This is a genomic window from Deltaproteobacteria bacterium (assembly GCA_016931625.1).
Classification (GTDB): Bacteria; Myxococcota; XYA12-FULL-58-9; order XYA12-FULL-58-9; family JAFGEK01; genus JAFGEK01.
Genome location: JAFGEK010000164.1, coordinates 19,609 through 42,468 on the forward strand (window position 1 = coordinate 19,609; position 22,860 = coordinate 42,468).

Here is a 22,860-nt window from a genome sequence, read left to right on the forward strand (position 1 = left end):
GCATTAAACTGCTAGACTATATATTTATCAATTTTATTAATTAGTTTTTGCTTCTAAATGCATTTCGCGCTAAATCATAGGTCAATAGTTAGTTGTATCCATTTAAGGAGGAACTATACTTTGGATGCCACAACACAAAAAAGTTTAAAGAAAGCTCTTGCAGATCTTATCGCAGAACAACGCATGATAACTAATGCGATTAACACTATTCAAACATTGCTTGGCGCAAAAACTACTGCAACCCGCGTGCCTGCATCTGCTGCTAAGCATACAACCAATAAGAAGCGTGCTGCTTCTCGACGTAAACCCCAATGGAGTTCAGCGATGCGTAAAGCTGCAAAAGAGCGTATGAAACGCTATTGGGATCAAAGACGCAAAGGTACAAGTAAGGGCTAACTATTAGGCCGATTAAATTCTAACGAAGCGTTTATTAATTGATACATGCGCTTCGCAATATTTTTAAGGTGCTTAAGGTGAAGATGGGTAGTAGTATCTTTCATTATCTTCCTATCTTCGGATTGGTTACAGCGCTTAGTGTAAATTTTGTTCCACGTGCTTTATACGCAGGTGCCGCATTAGATATTGAATCAACGAGTGGCTGTGTAAAACCCAACGCGGTTAGAGCGCGGCTAAAGCCAGTTCTTGAACCCTATGCTGACGCTCGCGGTGGCACAATTGCTGTTGTCAGTCACAAAGCCGGCAAGGTAACTAGTGTCACCCTGCGTGTGGTAGCCTTAAATGGTGATGTAGTTTTCTATCGCCGTCTTAAACTACAACCTGAAGACTGCCCGAGTGCTCCGGCTCTTATTGCAACTATTATAGATAGATTTTTACATAATTTTCCACGTGCACGTTGGACTGATTTACCAGCACATGAATCCTCAGTAGTAGTCATCGGTCATCAAATGCCGTGGATCGTTGCAATGATGCGTACAACTATAATGGGTCGATATCCTCAGCCGGGTGCTGATTTAGATTTGGGTTTAAGTCTTGAAACTGGCACAGCGCGTCATCGCCTTTATATAGCTGCAAATGCTCGTTCAGGTACTCCGATAGCTTTAGGTATTGGTAAGGTGTTTGATAGCACTGCTACTGGTAGCATAGGTTGGCGTGAAATTAGTGATAATTGTACGGCTGAATTTGAAATACGTGTAGGTGGAAGACTTACATCAGGCATTGAATACTCTGTAAATCGTAATGTATGGCTACCATGGATTGAGTTTGAAACAGCAGTTTCCTGGCCTTGGGGACCGTGGCTTTTTGGTCCAATGATCGCGGTTTCGCCTTTGCAACAACGCGCCAAAACTGCAGCTGGAGCTCGAGTTAAGCTGCCATGGATACATCTTGGTCTTGGAGCATGGATCCCACTAACAGTTGACCTTCTTTGAAGTAAAATCACCTTGCTGGGCAATTAATAGGAGGATGACAACAGCAGTGGCACAGCGTGCGGAGACCCACGATTTGGACGTGGATACCATTTTCCGTGAGCACGCTCGCTTCGTGACTCGCTGTATTGAACGATTGGTAGGAACGGGCAGCCATGTCGATGACATACTGCAAGAAACTTTTATCGCAGCTTTTCGCAATAAAGAGCGATTCGATCCTGAGCGAGCCAGCATTACCACCTGGTTGTATGGTATTGCCGCAAACCTCTGTCGTCGTCATCGACGCGGTGCATTTCGTTTTGGAAGATTACAAAATAAAGTCGCTAGCGAAGCACCTTTTGCTACTCTGCCAATGCCCGACGAAAATATTGAACGTCAGCAGTCGATTTCGTTGGTTTATGATTGCCTGCAAAAACTTCCTTTTAAACAACGTGAGATCTTTGCGCTCTACGAGCTTGAAGGTCTCGATGGCGGTAGTATCGCCGATATGGTTGGTGTTCCGGTTGGTACCGTTTGGACCAGGTTGCACCATGCCCGTCAAGCGTTCGTCAAACAAGTACGACATCGAACGAGTACGGAGGGCTTATGAAAACAATAGTTAATCCGACCCGCTTAGTACTTTCTCCGGAGTTCGGACCTCTACTTAAGCAAGCGTCTAATATAACCGTAAGTGATGCTCGACTTGAATATAATCGACGTATAGTTTCAGCGGCCCTTATTAATATTTCTGTTCCTACTAGCGCTACTTTACTTAAGGTTATTACTAAAGCCAGTACGTTAACAAAAACTGGTATGATAACAATAGGATTAGTGGGTGGACTGGTGCTTTGGCGGCATGGAGGTGGTTTATCTAGTGGTGATAATTCCGCGAAACCAACCACGCCACCCCCAGCAGTATCTACTGCCTTGGCGCCAGATCCCACTCCAAAACCAATCCAGCCTGCAAGTGACTTAAACTTAGAAAAAACACCAAAACAAATAACTAAAAAGGCCCAATTAGAACGCCCACGAATGCCAAAAATGCGGCAATCGGGTCTATCAAATCGTCGCGCAAATCAAATGCCACCCAGTGCAGTGGCTGCACAACTGAAGCTGTTTCATCAAGCTCAAGCCAAAGCCAAACTACAGCAATACAATGAGGCACTAAAAACTCTCGATGTCTTAGAACGTCGCTATCCTCAAGGGTCACTTGAAGCAGAAATCATCATAAGCCGCGCTGAGTATCTTTGGCTGGCCGGACGTTATCAAGACGCTGCCAATTTAATTGAGAAACAAATCAATAACCCAGTTGTTGCTGCACGCAAAGCAGAATTATGGCTAACTCTTGGAGATGTGCGTCAGAGACAAGGGTCATGCAAAGAAGCTATAATTGCTTATCAACGAGCACTAGGTCTTGGTTTACGTCCTGCGGATGTAAAAGCAGCGCAAAAAGGATTAAAACGGTGTACACCATAAGCAAACATAGTTTCACCTTGCGTCTCATAGATGTCTTGGGCCTATATTCTGCTTTAATTCTCAGCCTGCTTTTGCAATCATGCACAAGTGTAATGGTCGGTGCCGAATGTCGCGAAGGTGAGGTATGCAGCTCACTTGAACTTATATCTTTAAGTACTACTGATAATGAAATATGGCCTGGTCGAGTAAATATTGATGTAACCGCAGCATTGCGAAACCGTAGCAGCCACAAAATTGAACATGCCGCTATAAAACTTACCTTTATTGATAGTTCAGGAGCGCGCGATGTTGATTTTGTTGCGAGACAAAATGTACCATGGTCTGGCTCGATTAAAGCAGGTCATCGTGTAGAAATTCCATTTACTGTTGATGTATCTCCACTAGCTTCTATTGAACGAGAAATTATTGTAAATGGTGAATTACTATTTATAGATGGTGGTGTAAGTTATGTGCTCAATGCTACAAAGCCTATACGCTTATATTTTGCTGCAATAAATAGCGATCTTACGGTAAATACAACAATTGACAGCGACGATGGCTCTAATAATACCGAAGGTACTGATAGCCTTTCATTACGAAAAGCTTTACGTATAGCTAATGAGCGGCCTGGGATAGACCGCATTACCTTCTCGCAAGATATTTTTATTACAGGTCAGCGTAATTTAATTACTCTTGATTCTAATTTGCCAGATCTACCACCTTTGCATGGTGATATTGAACCAACATTATTAATTGCCGACAACAATCGTGTCACTATAACACCTGACAGTGGTTATGATAACTCTCGTAGAGTCGGCATTAGTGTATATGGTCCTGCAGTTGTTTCAGGCATAGAATTTTTAGAAATGTCTAGATTAATTGAAAGTAGTGCTCAATGTCCTGATGAAGGTCCCGAGCCTGGTGTTGGCTCTGCAATACTTATCGCTGGTGGAGAAAATGCCGCCATAACCAATAATAATTTTGACGACACTGGTTTGCTCGTACGACCATGTATTCATCATTTAATTGCAGTGACTGCTGGTGAAAATCATGTGTTAGCTAATAACTTTTTTAATAGCCCAGCAGGAAGTGTTATTGGAATCTTTAGTTCACCTGTAGAAGTTCGCGGCAATAGAATAATAAACGGTCTAAATAATGGCGTTGTTATTGATGCCCCAGGAAATATAGTAAAATTTACTGGTAACCTTCTAGTAAATATGAGTGCCGTAGGGTTAGGAATATTTGATAACAACGATGTCGAAGCAACGCATAATACTTTTGTACGAACTCAATGTAATAGTATTATTGCATTAGCTCCTGCACGATTATGGTTACGAAATAATGTTTATATAGATAGCGAATATACTGCACTATCTTCACATAATAATGGCCTCAATATTAATGCGGCATATGAAGCAACTGATATCGCCGTATATTGTCAAAATTGTCTTGAAGCAACTATCGACTCTTCAAGTATGATCATTTCTGTTGATGCAGGTCTGGCTAATAGTTTGGGTTCGAGTTGGGAAGAATTAATGCCAACTGTAAATTCGGTGTTAATAGACTCTGGATTAGATGTCATCGATCGTAACGGCTCAGAAGTTGGGCGTTTCAGTGGTTATGCTAGTGACCGCGGTGCTATTGAAAGACCTTAATATTATACTGCTATAATTTTTCTCACCTTTTCAAGTAACTTACATTAATGCAACACTGTAACAAGAAGCCAGTTCTGTTTTTTGCTATAATAATTTTAAATAAGGAGAGATTTTTTTGCATTACCAAATACCTTCAGAGTTTTCTTGTCGTTTCAATTACTTGCATGATGCATGGTGGTGCGCTCCACGTGCAGAACGCTTTGTTCGTCATATAGGATTATCACACCATGAATCTGCGGAAACCGCTATAATTGTTAGTGAACTTGTAACCAATGCCGTGAAGTATGCTGGTGGTGGAGAGTTAAAAATTCGCTCGCTAATTTTTTCTTTATTAGTAGGTGTTGAAATCATTGTTAGTGACCAAGGCCCTGGTATTACAGATATTCATGCTGTTTTTATTGATGGCTATTCACAAGGTTATCAACGCGAGCCAGGTATCATTTTATCTGGTAGTCTTGGCACCGGCTTAGGTGCAGTAAAAAGGTTGAGTGATAAAGTTGAATTCACTCAAGCTCATGATCGTGGATTAATCATCCGAGTAATTAAATATTCACGAGCAGGATCAAAGTAGCGCATATCAGGTAATTGCAAGCACTATACAACTTGCATCATCAATATCTTTACCATGTTTTGACACAATTTTATCTGCAATTTCTTGAGGTGTTGCTTTAACGCCAAGAGATGAACTAATTTCTTTTATACAGGTCGATAAAGAAAACCGAGATGAAATCCCATCACTATAAATAGCTATGATATCATTAGATGCAATATTACAAGAAAATACTTTAACTGTGCGCACTCTACGCCCTAATATCCCAGCAATCGAAATAGGACGTATTGCATATTGGCTGATAGATTGTAGGGCAATATTGCCAATCCCAACAAAATGAAGCAATGATTTATCACGATCAATAACCACTAATGCTACTGCGGCACCACGAGTAGATGATAAGTTGCGATTAGCTGAATGTATTACTTGTTCTAGTTGGCTAATATCAGCAGCTTGTTCTACAGCGTCACAAAAAGCAGTTGCCGCGAGATTTGCATGTCGTCCATGACCAAGACCATCGGCAATAGCAATTACATAAAGTGCCGCTCTTTCAAAAGTGCGAATTACATCACCGCAAATAAGCTCACCTTTGCATGATCGTTGTGACACACCACAAATAACAGTGTTCATCTATTTTTCTTAATCGCAGTTATTTTTGTTCCTCTGCCAGGTATGGTATCAATACGCAACTCATCCATCAAAGCCTTAACCCCAAGCAAACCTCTTCCCATACCAGTCTTTGAAATATATTCTCCGTTAAGAATTTGTTCGATATTATTAATACCAAGACCATTATCTTTGGCGATCACTTCTACACTCATTGGATCGCCGGTTTTGATTGAGACAACGATTTCACCACCTTTGGTATATTTTACGATATTACGTGCCAATTCAGAAATGGCTGTTGCAACTCTAATTTGAATAGAAGCAGGAAATCCGGCAGCCATACATAAATCTTGACCAGACTTGCGTGCCGCTAAAATGTCATACTCGTTATTAATTAAAGTAGTTATGGCGTTAGGCACTTCAGTTGTTTTATAAGCTTTTAATAATAAAAAACGCATACGATTAAGGCATTGAGCACGACTTTTATCGTCATGCATATGCGCATTTAAACTTACAGATAATCGATTAAGAAAACGATCGACATCCGTACCTCTTGGCATCTCGAAATTTAAACCAGAAGCTTTTACCGTAGAAAAAAGTATTGCACGAGCAACGATCTCACCTACTGCATCACGTAAAATTTCTTGCATCTTCTCTTGTAATTCATTCATACGCTACTGCTTCCTCCCTCATTTGCAGCAGTACCGCTTTGGCGTTTAGTATCTGCTTCGCTATTGGCCGTTGTTTTCGTAATCTCGCTTAATACTGCGTGTGAATCGCCAGCTTTAAGGGTTTCTATATAGTCAATTGCCGTCTCTAAATTAAGTGCTGTTTTTACTCCCGTTAGATCCATTCCCATTTCTACTAAGGTAATAGCAATCATAGCATCAAGGCCGGATATAACCGTATGTGTACCCATTAATTTTGCCATTAAGGCAATATCTCGCAGAGTGCGAGTAATATAGGTATCCATAACATCGATACCCGAAACATCAATTATCAAGGCAACTGGTCCGCTACGTTCAATTTCAGCAGTAATATCATCTTTTAATTGCTTAACTAAGTCATCACTTAAGGCGACTTGAATTGGAACAATAAGATTACCATACAGTTTGATTAATGGAATCCGCAGACTAGATAGCATAACTCTCTCTTTAATAAACTTTTGTTTAGCTATGATGAGTAGATTTGAGACGTAAGCATTCTTTCAAACCAGCCTGCAAATCACGCATAGTGATTATAGCTGATAAATCTATACCCAGTTCGACAAGAGTTTGCGCGACAGCTGGGCGAATTCCGGTAACTACACATTTAGTACCTAGTAATTCAGCAGAACGAATAACCTTAATGAAATGGTCAGCAGTTCTAGTATCAACTACTTCGACGCCTGTTATATCAAGAATAACAAAACGCGCTTGGCGTGCTACCACTTCGTTAAGTAGCTTTTCCATCATTTCAGCAGTACGACGAGAATCAACTACACCAATAACCGGCAGCGCTAACACATCATCCCATACTTGCAAAATTGGAGTTGATAATTCTTGGATTGCTAGACGTTGATTTGTAATAGTTTCTACTTGTTTGCTAATTTCTTCAATAGTGTCATTTAATGCTGCGCTAAACTTTGCAATCAACTCATCGCTTGCCGTTAAACCAGACTCACTTACTCTAGCATTAAGGCGACCCGACCTAACTTCAGATAAGACGTGAAAGCATTCAGATAAACCAATAGCAATATCCATTGATGTTGTCTGAAACACATTCAAATCTCTTAATAGTTCATTAAGCAATTTACCAATTGTGACAGCTTGGTCGCCAGAAGGCCGCAGTTTTTCAACATCAACATGTACTTGGCAATCTCCTGCTTTGGCAGCTTCTAAAACTCGATGTAATTCGCTAATTACCAAAGCAATATCGGCATCGTTGTTCGCCATAATAACACTCCGCAATATCCTTAACGATCGTGATTAAAATTTAATCTGAGCAATCTTAGAGTCACCCTGAATAGTAATAGCAAGCAATGTTTTTTGCATACGCTGACACCATTTACGCACGTCGTCTTCAAATGTTGTGCAGTCTGCCAGAACTTCCAGAATGTCTCCGCTATTCAACTCAGGCATTTTTGAAGCAATTTTAAGAATTGGCTGGGGGCATCTAAGCCCTGTTGCATCAAGTTTGACTGTAGCCATAGTTAAACCCCTTTTTTATGATTTAATCCGCTTCCAATGTGATATCACCTTCAGTGTATCAAGGCTCGTAGTGGCAAGCTACGACCTTTTATTTTAACTTTCACCAATAATGCTACCGTTCGTTTATTTAGCACGCAACCTGATTTGGGGTGTCCCTGATTTTCCGTGTTTTTTAGGAGATTTTTTGCAAATATATTAGTAGCAAAGGTAGAATTAAACGTGATTCGTTTTTTTAAAAAATTAACGCATTGCGCATTAAAAATATTATTTTTGGCGCAATTTTGTATGCCTGTCTATATTTTTGCCAAAACTATACGTAAAAATACTTTAAATATTAATGTAGTACCAAATCGTATAGTTCTCGGTAAAAAAAATGCTATAGCTGTTGTTGATATAACTGTTGGTGATGCAAATAGTCGAGCAGGTGTGGCTGGTCTTCGGGTTAAAACTACAGCCGGCAAAATTGAAAATTTACATTATATCGGCAAAAATCAATTTCGTGCTTTTTTAAAACCACCCAGCGACAAATTTCCGCAAATAGCGGTTGTTAGTGTAGCGGATGTAGCCAAACTTGATACTGGGGATGCGCCACAAGTACAAATTGCAGCCGTAGCTTTTGCCGCCCCGCTTGAATTAAATGGAACTAGTGAGCCTGAAGTACAAGTAGTTATCGATATTGGTAAAAACCGATTTGGCCCTGTAATTAGTGATACCAGCGGAAAGTTTACCATTCCTGTCATAGTTGAGCCTGGTGAAGGATGGGCAACCGCAACTGCAAAAGATACCTTAGGAAATACATCCCACTCGCGTATTAATCTATATTTGCCGGTAGTACAAAGACTACAAACTTATATATTCCCCGAAACAATAATTACCGATGGTGAAGACATTGGCTGGATTTATGTAACGAGTCTTGGTCCTACTGGAGCACCACGAGCTACCCCATTAACAGCTACGGTAAAACATGGCTGCATTATAAAATCAGAAGTTATCGGTACTGGGCTCACCCGCTTTGCGTATCTTGCACCACGAATAGCAGATAATAGCAATGACACTCTCACACTTAACGCACCTAAATGGAAAATGAACGCAACTTTTAAAATTGCGCTCTCATCAGGACCACCTACTACAATTAAATATATTGCCTCACCATCACCAACCCCAGCAGATGGTAACACAAATACAAAACTACAAATAATGGCATATGATGCCTCAGGTAATCCTGCTTCTGGTCATAGTGTCGCAATTTCACTTGGTGAGTTAAGGTTAGCAGCAAATGAAATTAAACCAGGAGTATACGAATCCACTCTTGCACCTCGCCAGCTTGCCGGTGTCTTGACAGGTAAAATATTATTACAACCTCAAGCTCAACGATGTATGCGCCCACGTGCGCTTAAACATAATAAATATATGTGGGTGCTTGATCGACGAGGTATCCCTTGTCTCGGTGAACTTATTGGTATTGCAGTGGATGGCACAACTAAATGGCGACAATTAATTACTACCGGAGATGATATAAAAGGTGTAATCATACCAACTTCTAATGAAGATATATTATTAGTTTTTACTGATATTTCTGGCGAACAGTATGTTGTCATACCACCTGAAAACAATCAGGACGAAAAATTAATTGTAATGCCTTTAATTGAACATCCAATTGAAGTGGCTTGGCGTGTTCCAGTTGCGGCAGAATTGCATCTAACTACGCTTGAAAAACAAACAGGCTGGGCGAAAATTCGGTTACTAAGTAATAGTATTGAAGATCTTGAGCAACGAGTAAGTCTTGATGCTACCGGCGCCAGCATACAACCAATTGGTAAAGGTTTGAAATATATTGACTATACTATCAACTGGAGCTCAGGTCAAATTGTTGACGTACTTGCTACTGACAAGCAAACGGGTATTTCAGCATGGCTGCGTTTAGAATAGCAACATATATCCCTAATAGTATAATTAGATCATTATATGTAGCTGTGTATTTAACTCGTACTAAAATTCACAAGTTATTTGTATTTATAACTTTTTTACTATTAGCACTATTTCCACATGCACTTCGTGCACAAGCAATATCAATTAGCGGAGCACCAAACAGCATCTTTGATGGTAATGTTGTTGAGATAAATATCAGCAGCACTCCAATCTTAGCTATGTCAATGGATATCAGCTTGCCTGTTGGTTTTGAGCTTGTTGCTATAGAAAATAATCTTGGCGTAGTAATATTACAAAGCGAAGACCTCGGCACTACTTGCCCATTGTTAGGTGGTTATTATACTTGCAATATATCAGGTATATCTATTGGACCTGGAATAAATCCAGTATCTAGCTTAATAGAACAACAGATAAATTTTCCTGGCAGCGGTATATCTATATTAAATGCTAAAGTTTTTGTGCGCTTAAAATTGCCGATATGTGCCCCACCGGTATTGCGAGTTTATGATGAATTCAACAATCCGGTACCATCTTTATCTTATGCGCCAATGGCACCATTATGTAGCTCGGTTGAAATCCCCACTGCTGTTGTTTTTGTGCCAACTGGTGGTAATGCTATAGCAAGCCGTAATGGTACGCCCTTAATTTTGACTTTATACGCTCAAACAAACTCAGGTCTACAACCTATTTCTGAAGCTATTTCTGATCCAAATGTTCGTGCTAATATATTTAAATGCCGTCGTACATCTGTTGATGCTACTTATGGTGCATGTGAAAGCGGTTCCTTTCCAGGTTTTCTCACCCTAGCAGCTTATAATAATTCTCCCGCAAGTATAATACTTACAGCAGTTAATGACCCAAATCCTATCCCGGGGGATGCACAACTTGAAGCACAACTTGAAACAACTAATTCTATCTCAGGTTCGGTATTAATAACTGTAGAACAACCAGTAGCTAATGGTTCATTAACCTTAGGGTCACAACCTGGGCTGACAATTAGCGAAAGTACGAACGTAACATTCAATGTAACCAACGCTTATAATGCAAATGGTGGTTATGAACCTCTTAAAGCTACTTGGGCGATTACCAATGTTTCACCAAGCATCAATGACTCTATTATACGTTCTTGGTTCAATGCTGCAGCAGCTTCATTAAATATTGCCCAATTGTTCGAACAAGTTACTAATGTAACTGTTGAAGCTAGCCATACTAATCCAGATTCAAGCGTAACCACGGCTAATTTAACTTTAGCCATAGACGCTGCACCTATACCTCCAACTTCTTGTTTATTAGTTGCTGAGCAAAATACTATCGTCACCGATACCACAACCAACATAAGTATTGTTAGTGCTGATGGGCGTGACTTAAGTGACAATATCACAAACTGGAGCATTGTCAGCGGCACTGGCGAGCTTACCGTCGACCCTCAAAATCAAAATCTTGCTCACTATAAGTCGCCTACCGTAATTACCAATGCGCGGATACATGTTGAGTTATCGAACAGTATATGTGGCGAGACTAGTTTAGAAACTGACATTGAAGTAATTGAAGATGTTCGACTTGCATTCGCTTTTGCAAAAAAAACAATAGCAACTGGCAATATTGCTATTGGACAAGCCACTATCACCAATTTAGTTCAAAGCCAACGCTCGGGACTCATTCTAAAGTTGAAATCATCTCCAGCTTTAGCTGTACTTAATAAATCACCTCGAACCGATTCTAAGACTATAATAGCCAAAAATAACAGCGCAAGTGATATATCTGCCTATACTATTACGATTGATAATGAATCTACTCATCAAATTGAACATGCATTTTTAGCCCGTCATAGTGCTGGTTGCGGTAAAGCACATGTTGAACTGTCTCTGCATCGCTCGTTAAACGGCCCTGCTATTGCCCAAGCTTCTAGTAGTATTGAAATAGAATGTGATCCTGAACTTACATTTGCTACGGTATTTGGCCGAGTCTTTGCAGACAGCAACAATAATCAAGTTCAAGATGATGATGAACCTGGTATTGCTGGTGCCTTAATTGCAAGTGCTGCTGGTGTCTATGCTGTTAGCGATCGCAACGGCAACTACCATTTAAATCGTTTAACCGTTGGACGTCATGTCATAAAAATAGATGCGGCAAGTTTACCGGAGGGAACTAAAGTAAATGAAGCAAGGCGTGAAGTGACTCTCACTCCTGGTGTTTTTGTACGATTAAGTTACGCTGTTGAAATACCAAAGCTTAAACTTGATTCATCGTTGCAACTTAATACCAATAAAAGTGGCATTATTATAAACCAAGGCAAACTTACTTATAAAGCCTGTTTTCATTTACCTCAAGATGGTATCTTAACTGCATTGCGTGACAAGACCGTAATAATTGCGGATAAATCGTGTGCTGATTCGGATGAAGCTGTAGCCATCGAATTACCGCTAGCCCAAAATAATATTAACTCTGATGACCATTGGTTATTACATCTACGTACTAAAGACGGTCGCATGTGGCTATGGGTTTTTGCTGTTCATATCTATCGCCGTACCAGTGGAGATCAGTTAGTCGTACCATGGGGACCACGTTTTATCGGCGGTTTAATATTGCCTTCAATAAATTTGCAAAATCGTCCATTGGTTTTTAATGCATTACTTGCTGAAGCTGTAAATTTAAAAATTTCTGCTACATCAACTGCGTCATGCTCGCTGGGCGGGAAAATTGGCCCGGATCAATGTCAATTAAGCTTAACCGAAACAGATCGCGAAGTGAGTATCGCATTTGATGCCCACGCTGATCGTGGTGGTGATGATCCTCCACTAATGTTTATCAGCTTACCGCTAGCTATAAGCCCGACAAGGCACTTTTTTGTAGGTAGGGCTAGTGCCCAAATTGAAGGACTATTACAAAAAGATCATAAACCACTTGGTAATGGTGGTGGTGCATTTTTTTACCGAGCACAACATGCAAACGGTGTGTTAGCCACTGCGGGTGCTGACTTGCCTGCACGAGAACTTATTTTAGGTGATGATGGTCGACGTCTTTCTTGGGGCAGTATTGCATCACGCTTGCTTGGTCATGATCCTCGTCGTGTATTTCGCAGTCTTGATCCTGAAAATTACTACCCTACTTATGGTGATGTCAGTACAGTTATTGATGAACGAGAAGCAGGTGGCCGATTTTTTGCACGACTGCAAAAAGGCCAAAACTATGCTAAATGGGGCGGAATTAATACAGAAATCAACAATCAAGAATATGGTCAATATATCCGTTCATTGTATGGATTTGGGGCTAAATTAATACTCGATGAACCATCACAAAATATGGGAGTAAGTCTTGTTGCATTTGGTGCAAAGCCAGATACAGTTGCTTCTCATGATGAGTTTGATACTACTGGTGGTTCATTATATTTTTTGTCACATCGTGATGTTGTCGAAGGTTCTATCCATATAGTTTTTGAAATACTAGACGAAATTTCAGGTTTACCAATTCGCAAAGTAAAACTAACTGAAGGTATCGATTATGAAGCCGATTACCTTGGCGGCAGAGTTTCGCTTGATTTAGCATTACCTATGCGCATCTTTGGGCATTCACTTACCAGTCAACAATTCGCAGGTGCCCATGGACGTCTATCAATTGATTATGAGTATTATCCCGGCGCCAATTTAAGCGATGGTTTTAGTGCTGGTGGGCGTATTGAAGCTCGTATGGGTCCATTAAATATAGGCGGCACTTTAGTAAGTGAATTCTCAGATAGCATCACAAAATTCAATGACCGCAACTATGATTTGCTGGCAGCGACTGCACGTTTAACTTTTGAAGATTATTTACGCCTTCGTGTTGAATTTGCTCATAGTAAAGGTATAAGTCATCAAACTTTTCGCTCACCAGATGGAGGCCTAACCTCATTAGCCATGGCTACAACATCAGAAAAACCGCAGGGTAATGCTATCGCATTAGAAGCATCTAGCAAATATTCTATTTTACAGGTCGGAGCATATGGTCGTTTAGTTGAACAAGGTTTTTATGACTCAAAAACCGCGGCTGATAACAAACTTATGCAATTTGGTGGTCGAGCCGAAATAACACCTCTAAATAGCACTCGCATATGGTTACAAGTTGATCATCGTGAATTTGATAATTTGCAAACTTCTGTATCTAAACGTGATCTTGGGCTTGCTGGAATTTCACATAAAATATCGTTGTTTGATTTAAGTACTGAAGGACGCTTCGAAAAAATTACCAGTTACGATGATACTCTTGCCCTTGGTGCTGAAATTGGTTTACGCCTTAATAACGAATGGCGTATTTATACACGACGGCGACAGCAGCTTTCCGAGTCGCAACAAGCCAAGCTAAGCGCAACCGCTATAGGGGCTAGTTTGCAGACTCCTGGTTCTTTGTCTTTTGCAGCTGAAGCTGGCCTCTCTGATATAGGTCATAGCTTCGGACGTGCTCAAGCTGGAATACCGTTGGCTGATGGCATTGAAATGTATGCTGCTTATGTAACTGATGCACAAGCTGGCTCTCGGGTTAGTGAAACTATTGATAGTGTTGGCGGCTCTTCTTTAGTCGTAGGCGGACGACAAAAGTTAAAAGATTCTTCAATTCTTTATAGTGAACAACGTGTTGCAATCGCAGGTAATACTCGCAGTTTAACACGTTCTGTTGGTGCACAAACAACACTTAATCGTCACCTTGCTTTAGTAATAGCTTATGAGCGTGGCGCTTTTGATACAAACCAACAAATAAAAATCATTCGTGATGCAGGTAGCGCTGGTATAGTTTACCAACATACAAAATGGTCACTTATATTTGGTGTTGATGCACGCCACGATGATGGAAATCATGTTAAAGCTGTAAGCGCTGGTGCTCATAGCCGCTTAGAAGCACATTTAAATGATGCAATTACGGTTGCGGCTGGTGGTCGTGGTTCAAACAATTATTCACAACAAGATAGCAATCAACTTAAAATTGACAAAGCTAGCTGGGAAGCATCGGCCGGCCTGGCCTATAGGCCAATAAAAAATGAAAGCATCAATATATTTAGCCGCTATGCTCTACAAAATGAACGTACACCAGCTATAGACACAACTCCACGCACTATATCACTTTCTCACTTACTTGCCTTTTCAATTATTTTTAATCTTGATTCGCTAAAAGGCGCTTCGGTATATAGATTACCTTTTGATATTGGCCCAAAAGTATACTATCGCCACACTACCGTACATAGAAGCGATAACTTTGCAAATGATCAAGCATTAATTATGTCTCTAAGAGGAGATTGGCATTTAAGCAACACTGCTGGTTTTGACGCCAGTATTGAAGGGCGTACCTGCCGAACAATTGGTGTAAAAATACCTCCTAGCTATGGGGCCCTTTTTGAGGCTAGTGCTCTTGTCATAAATTGGCTCAGATTAGGTGCTGGTTATAATCTCAGCGAAATAGCAACAAGTGGGGTTAATTGTCATGAACCTGGGGCTAAAGGTTTATTTGTACGAGCAGAAGCTTTATACTGAAAGGTTGCACAATTAGCCACTAACCCCTATGTTTACCCTATGCATCAAAATTCTTTAAACCCTGATGAATCGCGTGGGCAAAAAGCAATAGCCACGCTTGAAACACTACTTAAGCAACGTATCGTAATCGTAGATGGTTCAATGGGTGTGCTTATTCAATCCTACAAACTTAGTGAAAATGATTTTCGTGGTAAAGAATTTGCGCTCCATCAACAAGAGCTTAAAGGATGCAATGATATACTGTGCCTAACTAATCCTGATTTTATTAGTTCTTTGCATAAGAGTTATTTTGATGCTGGGGCTGATATAATCGAGACCAATACCTTTAATGCCACGGCCATTTCGCTTGCTGATTACGGCCTAGCACACCGAGTTTATGATATCAACAAAGCTGGCGCTGCAATCGCGCGAGCCACTGCAGACTCTGCCATGCAAGCAAAACCAGGTCGTCCACGATTAGTAGCTGGATCTATCGGCCCCACCAACAAAACTGCTTCATTACCTTATGATGTAAATCGCCCTGGTTTAAGAAATACTAGTTTCGATGAGCTTTGTAAGGCCTATGCTGAGCAAGTACGAGGGTTACTTGATGGTGGTGTTGATATTCTTTTACCTGAAACGGTTTTTGATACCTTAAATCTTAAAGCAGCATTATTTGCCATTAACCTTGTTTTTACTGAGCGCAATACTTATTTACCAGTAATTGCATCAGCCACTGTCGTAGATAAAAGTGGCAGAACATTAGCTGGACAAACGGTTGAGGCATTATTCACCTCAATTGCTCATGCAAATCCTTTTGCTGTTGGTTTAAATTGTTCAACCGGCCCTGCGGCGATGCGTCCGTACCTTGAAGAATTGGCAGCTATTGCCAATTGTTACATTAGCTGTATACCCAATGCTGGCTTACCTAATGCCTTTGGTCAATATGACGAAACACCTGAACATGTTGCCAATGTGCTTGCAGAGTTTGCCCATTCAGGTTTAGTTAATATTGTCGGTGGCTGTTGCGGTACCACCCCTGAACATATCCGCGTCATCTCTGACGCAGTAAAAAATATTGAGCCGCGCCAAAAACCAACCATTAAGGCGGCAACCCTTCTTTGTGGTCTTGAATTGTTAACCCTGCAGCCAGATAGCAACTTTATTGTTATTGGTGAACGAACTAATGTTGCAGGCTCAAAAAGATTCGCCAGGTTAATAAAAGAAGGCGACTATGAAGCTGCACTTGAGATTGCTCGCAACCAAGTACAAGGTGGCGCAAATATTATTGATGTGAATGTAGATGAAGGATTGCTTGATGTACCTCAAGTAATGCAGCGCTTTTTACATTATTTAGGTGCTGAACCTGATATCGCTCGCTTGCCAATTATGATTGATAGCTCTGATTTTGCGGTTATTGAAGCAGGGCTAAAATGCTTGCAAGGCAAAGGTATTGTTAACTCACTTTCACTAAAAGAAGGTGAAGAAAAATTCATTAAGCAAGCCTCTATAGTACTACACTATGGCGCTGCTGTTGTAGTTATGGCTTTTGACGAGCGAGGCCAAGCAGTTACTTGCGAGCGCCGTATTGAAATATTATCTCGCGCTTATCATATATTAACCGAGCAAGTCGGTTTTGCACCTGAAGATATTATTTTTGATCCAAATGTTTTAAGTTTAGCTACAGGTATTGAAGAACATAATAATTATGGCGTTGCCTTTATCGAATCTTTACGCCAACTCAAACAATTATTTCCACGCGCACTCCTTAGCGGTGGTATATCAAATGTATCTTTTGCCTTACGTGGTAATGATGCAATACGTGAAGCGTTTAACGCGGTATTTCTTTATCATGCAATAGAAGCTGGTCTTGACATGGGCATTGTTAATGCTGGCCAGCTTGCCATCTATGATGAAATACCAAGTGAATTACGCGAATTATTGACAGACGTTATCTTCAATCGCCGATCTGATGCGACTGAAAGATTAATTATTTATGCTCAAAATGCTAATCTTTCCTCCCGTACCGCCAAACGTGATGATGCTTGGCGACAACAATCGGTCACTGAACGATTAAAACATGCCCTAATTTCAGGTGATGATACTTATATCGAAGTAGATACGAATGAAGCTCATCAAACTCTTGGCAATCCGTTAGTAGTTATTGAAGGGCCATTAATGGCCGGTATGAGCGTTGTTGGTGAACTTTTTGGTGCGGGTAAAATGTTCTTACCGCAAGTAGTAAAAAGTGCGCGAGTAATGAAAAAAGCGGTAGCAATACTTGAGCCTTTTATGGACAGCGCCAAAGATCGCACTAATGCACGCGCAACTATTGTATTAGCTACGGTTAAAGGCGACGTGCATGATATTGGTAAAAATATTGTAGGCCTGGTGCTTGCTTGCAATAACTATCGTATAATTGATTTGGGTATTATGGTACCTACTGCACAAATCGTTGCTGCCGCGCGCGAGCATAAAGCTGATATTGTGGGTGTATCAGGCCTAATTACACCTTCTCTTGATGAGATGGTTCATGTTGCTGCCCAGTTGCAACGTGAAGGTTTAAGTATTCCGTTATTAATTGGCGGTGCTGCCACTAATAAAAAACATACTGCGGTTAAAATTGCACCTGCCTATGATGCGGTTTCGGTACATGTTGCTGATGCTTCAAGAGTTTCAGGGGTGGTTAATGAGCTACTTAATCAATCCCAAAAACAAGGTGCGATTGATCGCATCAGACAAGCGCAAGAATCATTGCGGCAAAATTTTTTAAACAATCAAAACTTGCCAATCATTGCTTATAGTGAAGCACAAAAACTTGCACCTAAATTGCAATTTAATGATTCTACAATTGCCAAACCATATTTTTTAGGAGTAAAAACTTTTACACCCTCTTTAAGAGAAGTCACCGAATATATTGATTGGTCACCGCTATTTCACGCTTGGGAACTCAAAGGAGTTTATCCGGCAATATTAGACAAACCTGACATCGGCCCAACCGCACGTGAATTATTCGCTAATGCGCAAGCAATATTAGAACATATTTTACATGATAATTTACTTGAGGCTCGCGCAGTATACGGCTTCTTTGCTGCACAGAGCACTGGTGATGACATTATACTTTATACTGATGATACATTAACAAACGAGTTACTGCGATTGCATAGTTTACGCCAACAGACTAAACGCGGTCACGTAAATTTGTATGCTTTAGCTGACTTTATTGCACCACAATCCAGTAAACTATGTGACTATATCGGAGCATTTGCGGTTACCACAGGGTTTGGTGTTGATGAATTAGCACTTCAGTATAAAAAGCAACAAGATGATTATAATGCAATTTTAATTAAAGTTATTGCCGAGCGTTTGGCTGAAGCTTGTGCTGAAATGCTACATGCTCAAGCGCGCCGCGATTGCGGTTTTGGCAGAGATGAAAATTTATCACTTACAGATTTATTACATGAACGTTATCGCGGTATACGACCGGCCTCAGGTTATCCAGCTTGCCCAGATCATACTGAAAAAGAGTTACTCTGGCGTTTACTCAACGTCAAAAAAAATATCGGTCTCACCCTAACTGAAAACTATGCTATGTGGCCTGCAGCAGCGGTGAGTGGCCTATATTTTAATCATCCAGCGGCTCGTTATTTTACCCTTGGTAAAATTGGCGAAGACCAATTAGAAGCATATGCAAAACGAAAAAATATGGATATTGACGAGGTAAAACATTGGTTAGAACCAATACTATAGTTGTTACTAACGAATAGTGCTGGTTAAAATGGATTATTCACAAACTCTTTAAATTCGTTTGAATTTTCAAGAATTTTTGTTGCTGCTGCTCTAATGTTATCCACTGTCTCATCAGGTAATGATAAAGTAGTAATAACACTTTTTAATTCATGGCGTTCTTTTGCATCTTTTAAACCGTCAAAACTTAGTTCAATAAATATGGCAATTGAATACAAAGCTAACTTAATGTTTTTTAACAATTGCATTCTTACTCGCAGCACGCTACGCACATAAAAATTAAATGCAAACTACAGGAACTCTTAGCATGACTACTACTGAAAAAGTAATCATTATTGGTTCAGGCCCTGCCGGCCATACTGCTGCAATTTATACAGCTCGTGCAAATTTGCAGCCACTAATGTTTGAGGGTTTTATAAAAGGTGGCTCCCCTGGTGGTCAATTAATAACTACTACTGAAATTGAAAATTTTCCAGGTTTTCCTGAAGGCATCAGTGGCCCTGAGTTAATGGGCGCTTTAAAAAAACAGTCAGAAAGATTTGGGACTCAATTTATAACTGAAGATGTCGACGCTGTTGATTTATCTTCACATCCGTTTAAGGTGTCTGTAGCTCAACAAGACTACTTTACTTTGGCACTTATCATCGCAACTGGCGCTTCTGCTCGATATTTAGGGCTTGAAAGTGAAAAACGCTTACTAAATCGCGGTGTCTCTGCCTGTGCGACTTGTGATGGTGCGCTGCCAATGTTTCGTAATCGAGATTTGATTGTAGTCGGTGGCGGTGATACTGCCATGGAAGAAGCAAATTATTTGACTCGCTTTGCCAGCACTGTTTGGTTAGTGCATCGCCGTGAAGAATTCCGCGCTTCAAAAACCATGCAAGATCGCACCCGTAAAAACCCAAAAATAAGTTTATTAACCAGTATGGTAGTTGAAGAAATCCTGGGAGATGATCAAGTTTCAGGTATTCGTCTTCGTCATGTAGTAACTAATGAAGTGATTACTAAACCTGTCGCAGGTGTTTTTATCGCTATTGGACATCAACCAAATACTAGCATCTTTTCTGGTCAACTTGAACTTGATGATGTTGGCTATATCAAAACTAAGGGTAATTCTTCGTACACCAGTGTAGCAGGTGTCTTCGCTGCTGGTGATGTTAAAGACCATGTCTATCGACAAGCAATCACTGCTGCTGGTAGTGGTTGTCAAGCTGCTATCGATGCAGAGCGTTGGCTAGAATCATAAAAACTCCACATAATCTAGGGTATCTCATATCGACGCCCACTGTTAGTATTTATAATAATACTATTACCGTCAGTTACGATTTCTATCATCCCATCTTGATCCGTTCTAAATATTTCAGCGTTATATGTCTGATACCTCTCTATTACTTCAGCTCTCGGGAAGTTAAAACGATTGTTAGCCCCAACTGAGATTATCGCCACTTTTGGTTTTAATGCAGTAATAAATTTTCTTGTTGATGAAGTATTGCTACCGTGATGCGGGACTTTTATAACATCAACTACTGGAACTCTCTCAGATAATTTACTCTCTGTATTCGCCTCAATATCACCTGTAAATAAAATCGAATATTTTTTATATTGTAACCGTAATACTATTGAATTTTCATTGTCATTAAGTGTTGGGTCGAACAGAGATTTATCTTCATCATTATTATGACCTGGATGATATAACTCAATAGTAGTATTGCCTCGTTTCTGGATTTTTGCTAACTGGGCACTTAATTTAATTATTCCCCCATTCTCTTTAACTGCCTTTATTAATAATTTCATAGTTGGTAAGTCTGCTCCATTACCACTCCACCATAATTCTTTTATTTTAAAATGCTTAGCTATATATGCAAAACCTTCTAAATGATCTGGATGTGGATGAGATACCATTGCTAAATCGATTGTACGAATACCTAAACGTCGCATCATTGGTGCCACAGTCTGTTGACCAGGGTCGAAACCTTTTGCATTAAGCGAACCACCAGCATCAATTAATATTACTTCTCTATCCGGTAGCTGGATTAAAGCTGCATCACCTTGACCTACATACAATTGCTGTACAACTAATTTTCCATTATGATGATGCCCTGGCCCTAACCGCCAATAATATGAACTACAAACAATAACACAAACAACTATTCCAATATACTGCGCAAGTCGTTTTTTGGGTTTTATGACTATAGTAAGCAAACCAATATAATATACTATCATTTCAAAATAAGTTGGTGCGGCAACATCAATTGCTGACCAGGTTTTTGACCCTAAATAAGTTATAAGACTATCGAGTACAATTAGTGTTGTTTTAAGTCCTATACGAAGTATTTGTTCTAACATTTCTGATATTGGCGCAATTAGAGAATACAATAATGCACCAGGTGTTGCCACTGCCGACCCAATTGGTACACCTATTAGATTTGCTAACGGTGCAATTAAAGACACTCTACCAAAATAATATGCTGCTATTGGTAAAGTCGCTAATGTTGCAACTATTGAGGCAAGTATTAAATTGGCAGCAAAACGACCTAATCGATGCCATAAGTTTTGTGATGTTTTTAATCGAGGCAATAGCAATAGAAACAAAATACTTACAAACGAAAATATAAAACTTAAGTCATAAAGGCTTACTGGCATAATAATAAGTATTAATACTCCTGCTATACCCACTGCATTAATTACTGAACTTGGTCGACCAATAGCAATACCACATAAAAATGCTACACCCATTATCGTGGCCCGTACTGCAGGAGAAGGCGAACCAGCCCAACAACAAAATAAAATTATAAGTGGTATTGCAATAATAGCGGCCACACGTCTTACCGACCAGCGTTCTGCAAAACGCGGAATGAGTAGAAGCAATTGACTAACGATGATAAACACTAAAGTAGCTATTAAAGTAATATGAAGACCACTAACAGAAAGTAAATGAGTTAAACCAGATACTGACCAATATTCTCGCATCTCAGCATTAATAGCGTTTTGATCGCCATTTGATAACGCCTTAGCAATCGCACTATGTTTTGCTTCAAAATGATTTTCAAATCTTTCACTTGAACTATCCCTAGCTCTATCTATGAAGGCGCTTAAACTTTGGGCTCGTTTAGTAAAAGCATATGGTGATTTAGCGATTGCTCGTCCCGAAAGACCATCTCGTCGAGCAATGATTTTAGGATCAGGATCAGTCGGATTACGTCGTAATGTTAATGGTTCTATTGTTAAACGAAGGGTGATTTCATCACCGCTTGCAATACGTTCATTTTGCCATAGTTTTATACTCACTCTGCCCGTTCGTGCTAACCATGTTTCACCACATCGTTGTGCTAGTAAATCTAGATGAACCAATCGCCCCATATTGTTAGTGGTGGGCGAAGTTACTCGACCAACTACCCTAGCTACACGAGCATGCCAATAATCAGTTGCATCAATACAATGTACTTGAATTGGTGGTGGTAATTCATCAGTAGCCGCAAGAAATGCTCCAAGTAAAATAAAACCAAACCATGTAACAATAAAAGTTCCGCATCGTCGATTTATCGCCCTACGCAAAAGCAACAATAAGCCGCACAATGCTAAAGCTAGAAACTCTACTGATATTTGAAGCAAATCATCGGCTAATATGCCTGTGGCAATTGCCGCAAATACCGCAAGCATTGGTGCTGATAAAATATTTTCAATTAAGCGTTGTTTATAATTAGTCGCCCTCATCCCCCCCCCAAAAAAAACAACAACAAAATACTACGGCGCTAGTATTTACTTTAATATTATATTATTCGCAGATATTAAAAATAAGTTGCCGGGTGCGCGTTCAAAAATTGCTCAGGCCGATTAACCGTTTATAGTTAGTTGAAATATCAAGATAATTTACAAAAAGTACACGTA

General features: G+C 40.1%; 17 protein-coding genes. 10 read left to right on the forward strand and 7 right to left on the reverse strand.

All coding sequences use genetic code 11. The annotated features are described in order from the left end of the window. The first annotated feature begins 120 nt into the window (after positions 1–120). The 6 genes from JW841_14155 to JW841_14180 all read left to right on the forward strand — a co-directional run bounded on the left by JW841_14155 (position 121) and on the right by JW841_14180 (position 5,045). Positions 121–396, forward strand: coding sequence for a hypothetical protein (locus tag JW841_14155; GenBank protein MBN1962080.1), 276 nt, complete (start codon positions 121–123; stop codon positions 394–396). Positions 397–479: 83 nt separating this feature from the next. After that, positions 480–1,388: a hypothetical protein gene (locus tag JW841_14160; protein MBN1962081.1), complete on the forward strand. Its 909-nt coding sequence runs from the start codon at positions 480–482 to the stop codon at positions 1,386–1,388. Positions 1,389–1,467: 79 nt separating this feature from the next. Then, complete coding sequence (locus JW841_14165) at positions 1,468–1,974, forward strand: sigma-70 family RNA polymerase sigma factor (protein ID MBN1962082.1); 507 nt, start codon at positions 1,468–1,470, stop codon at positions 1,972–1,974. Further along, the gene (locus tag JW841_14170) at positions 1,971–2,840 is read left to right on the forward strand and encodes a tetratricopeptide repeat protein (protein ID MBN1962083.1); all 870 of its coding nucleotides are present in this window, start codon (positions 1,971–1,973) and stop codon (positions 2,838–2,840) included. Before JW841_14165 ends, JW841_14170 begins: the two co-directional genes overlap by 4 nt. A 92-nt stretch (positions 2,841–2,932) precedes the next feature. Then, a complete protein-coding gene (locus JW841_14175) occupies positions 2,933–4,474 on the forward strand; it encodes a right-handed parallel beta-helix repeat-containing protein (GenBank protein MBN1962084.1) in 1,542 nt (513 codons plus the stop codon). 115 nt (positions 4,475–4,589) lie between these two features. Further along, a complete protein-coding gene (locus JW841_14180) occupies positions 4,590–5,045 on the forward strand; it encodes an ATP-binding protein (GenBank protein ID MBN1962085.1) in 456 nt (151 codons plus the stop codon). Positions 5,046–5,051: 6 nt separating this feature from the next. On the opposite strand, the gene JW841_14185 is transcribed toward JW841_14180, so the two are convergent. Genes JW841_14185 through JW841_14205 form a run of 5 tightly spaced genes read right to left on the reverse strand, consistent with a single transcriptional unit; the run spans position 5,052 to position 7,819 of the window. Continuing rightward, positions 5,052–5,654, reverse strand: a complete 603-nt coding sequence (locus JW841_14185; protein ID MBN1962086.1) for a SpoIIE family protein phosphatase — start codon at positions 5,652–5,654, stop codon at positions 5,052–5,054. After that, positions 5,651–6,301, reverse strand: coding sequence for an ATP-binding protein (locus tag JW841_14190; protein ID MBN1962087.1), 651 nt, complete (start codon positions 6,299–6,301; stop codon positions 5,651–5,653). Before JW841_14190 ends, JW841_14185 begins: the two co-directional genes overlap by 4 nt. Next, the gene (locus JW841_14195) at positions 6,298–6,774 is read right to left on the reverse strand and encodes an STAS domain-containing protein (protein MBN1962088.1); all 477 of its coding nucleotides are present in this window, start codon (positions 6,772–6,774) and stop codon (positions 6,298–6,300) included. The genes JW841_14190 and JW841_14195 overlap by 4 nt, the downstream gene beginning before the upstream one ends. A 25-nt stretch (positions 6,775–6,799) precedes the next feature. Then, a complete protein-coding gene (locus JW841_14200; protein ID MBN1962089.1) occupies positions 6,800–7,564 on the reverse strand; it encodes an STAS domain-containing protein in 765 nt (254 codons plus the stop codon). 33 nt (positions 7,565–7,597) lie between these two features. Then, on the reverse strand, positions 7,598–7,819 hold the full coding sequence (locus JW841_14205) for a sulfurtransferase TusA family protein (GenBank protein MBN1962090.1): 222 nt from the start codon (positions 7,817–7,819) through the stop codon (positions 7,598–7,600). 285 nt (positions 7,820–8,104) lie between these two features. Between JW841_14205 and JW841_14210 the strand changes: the two genes are divergently transcribed. Genes JW841_14210 through metH form a run of 3 tightly spaced genes read left to right on the forward strand, consistent with a single transcriptional unit; the run spans position 8,105 to position 18,975 of the window. Beyond that, positions 8,105–9,748: a hypothetical protein gene (locus JW841_14210; protein ID MBN1962091.1), complete on the forward strand. Its 1,644-nt coding sequence runs from the start codon at positions 8,105–8,107 to the stop codon at positions 9,746–9,748. After that, entirely contained in the window at positions 9,730–15,246 is a 5,517-nt protein-coding gene (locus tag JW841_14215) for a hypothetical protein (protein ID MBN1962092.1), read from the forward strand. The genes JW841_14210 and JW841_14215 overlap by 19 nt, the downstream gene beginning before the upstream one ends. Before the next feature lie 39 nt (positions 15,247–15,285). Next, on the forward strand, positions 15,286–18,975 hold the full coding sequence (gene metH, locus JW841_14220; GenBank protein MBN1962093.1) for a methionine synthase: 3,690 nt from the start codon (positions 15,286–15,288) through the stop codon (positions 18,973–18,975). A gap of 23 nt (positions 18,976–18,998) precedes the next feature. On the opposite strand, the gene JW841_14225 is transcribed toward metH, so the two are convergent. Further along, entirely contained in the window at positions 18,999–19,235 is a 237-nt protein-coding gene (locus tag JW841_14225) for a hypothetical protein (protein MBN1962094.1), read from the reverse strand. Between the two features lie 44 nt (positions 19,236–19,279). On the opposite strand from JW841_14225, the gene trxB reads away from it, so the two are divergent. Then, positions 19,280–20,218 (forward strand): thioredoxin-disulfide reductase, encoded by a 939-nt coding sequence (gene trxB / locus JW841_14230; GenBank protein ID MBN1962095.1) that lies wholly within the window; start codon positions 19,280–19,282, stop codon positions 20,216–20,218. A 14-nt stretch (positions 20,219–20,232) separates the two neighbouring features. Here trxB and JW841_14235 read toward each other — a convergent pair whose 3' ends face one another. Next, positions 20,233–22,686, reverse strand: a complete 2,454-nt coding sequence (locus JW841_14235; GenBank protein ID MBN1962096.1) for a DNA internalization-related competence protein ComEC/Rec2 — start codon at positions 22,684–22,686, stop codon at positions 20,233–20,235. Positions 22,687–22,860 lie beyond the last annotated feature (174 nt).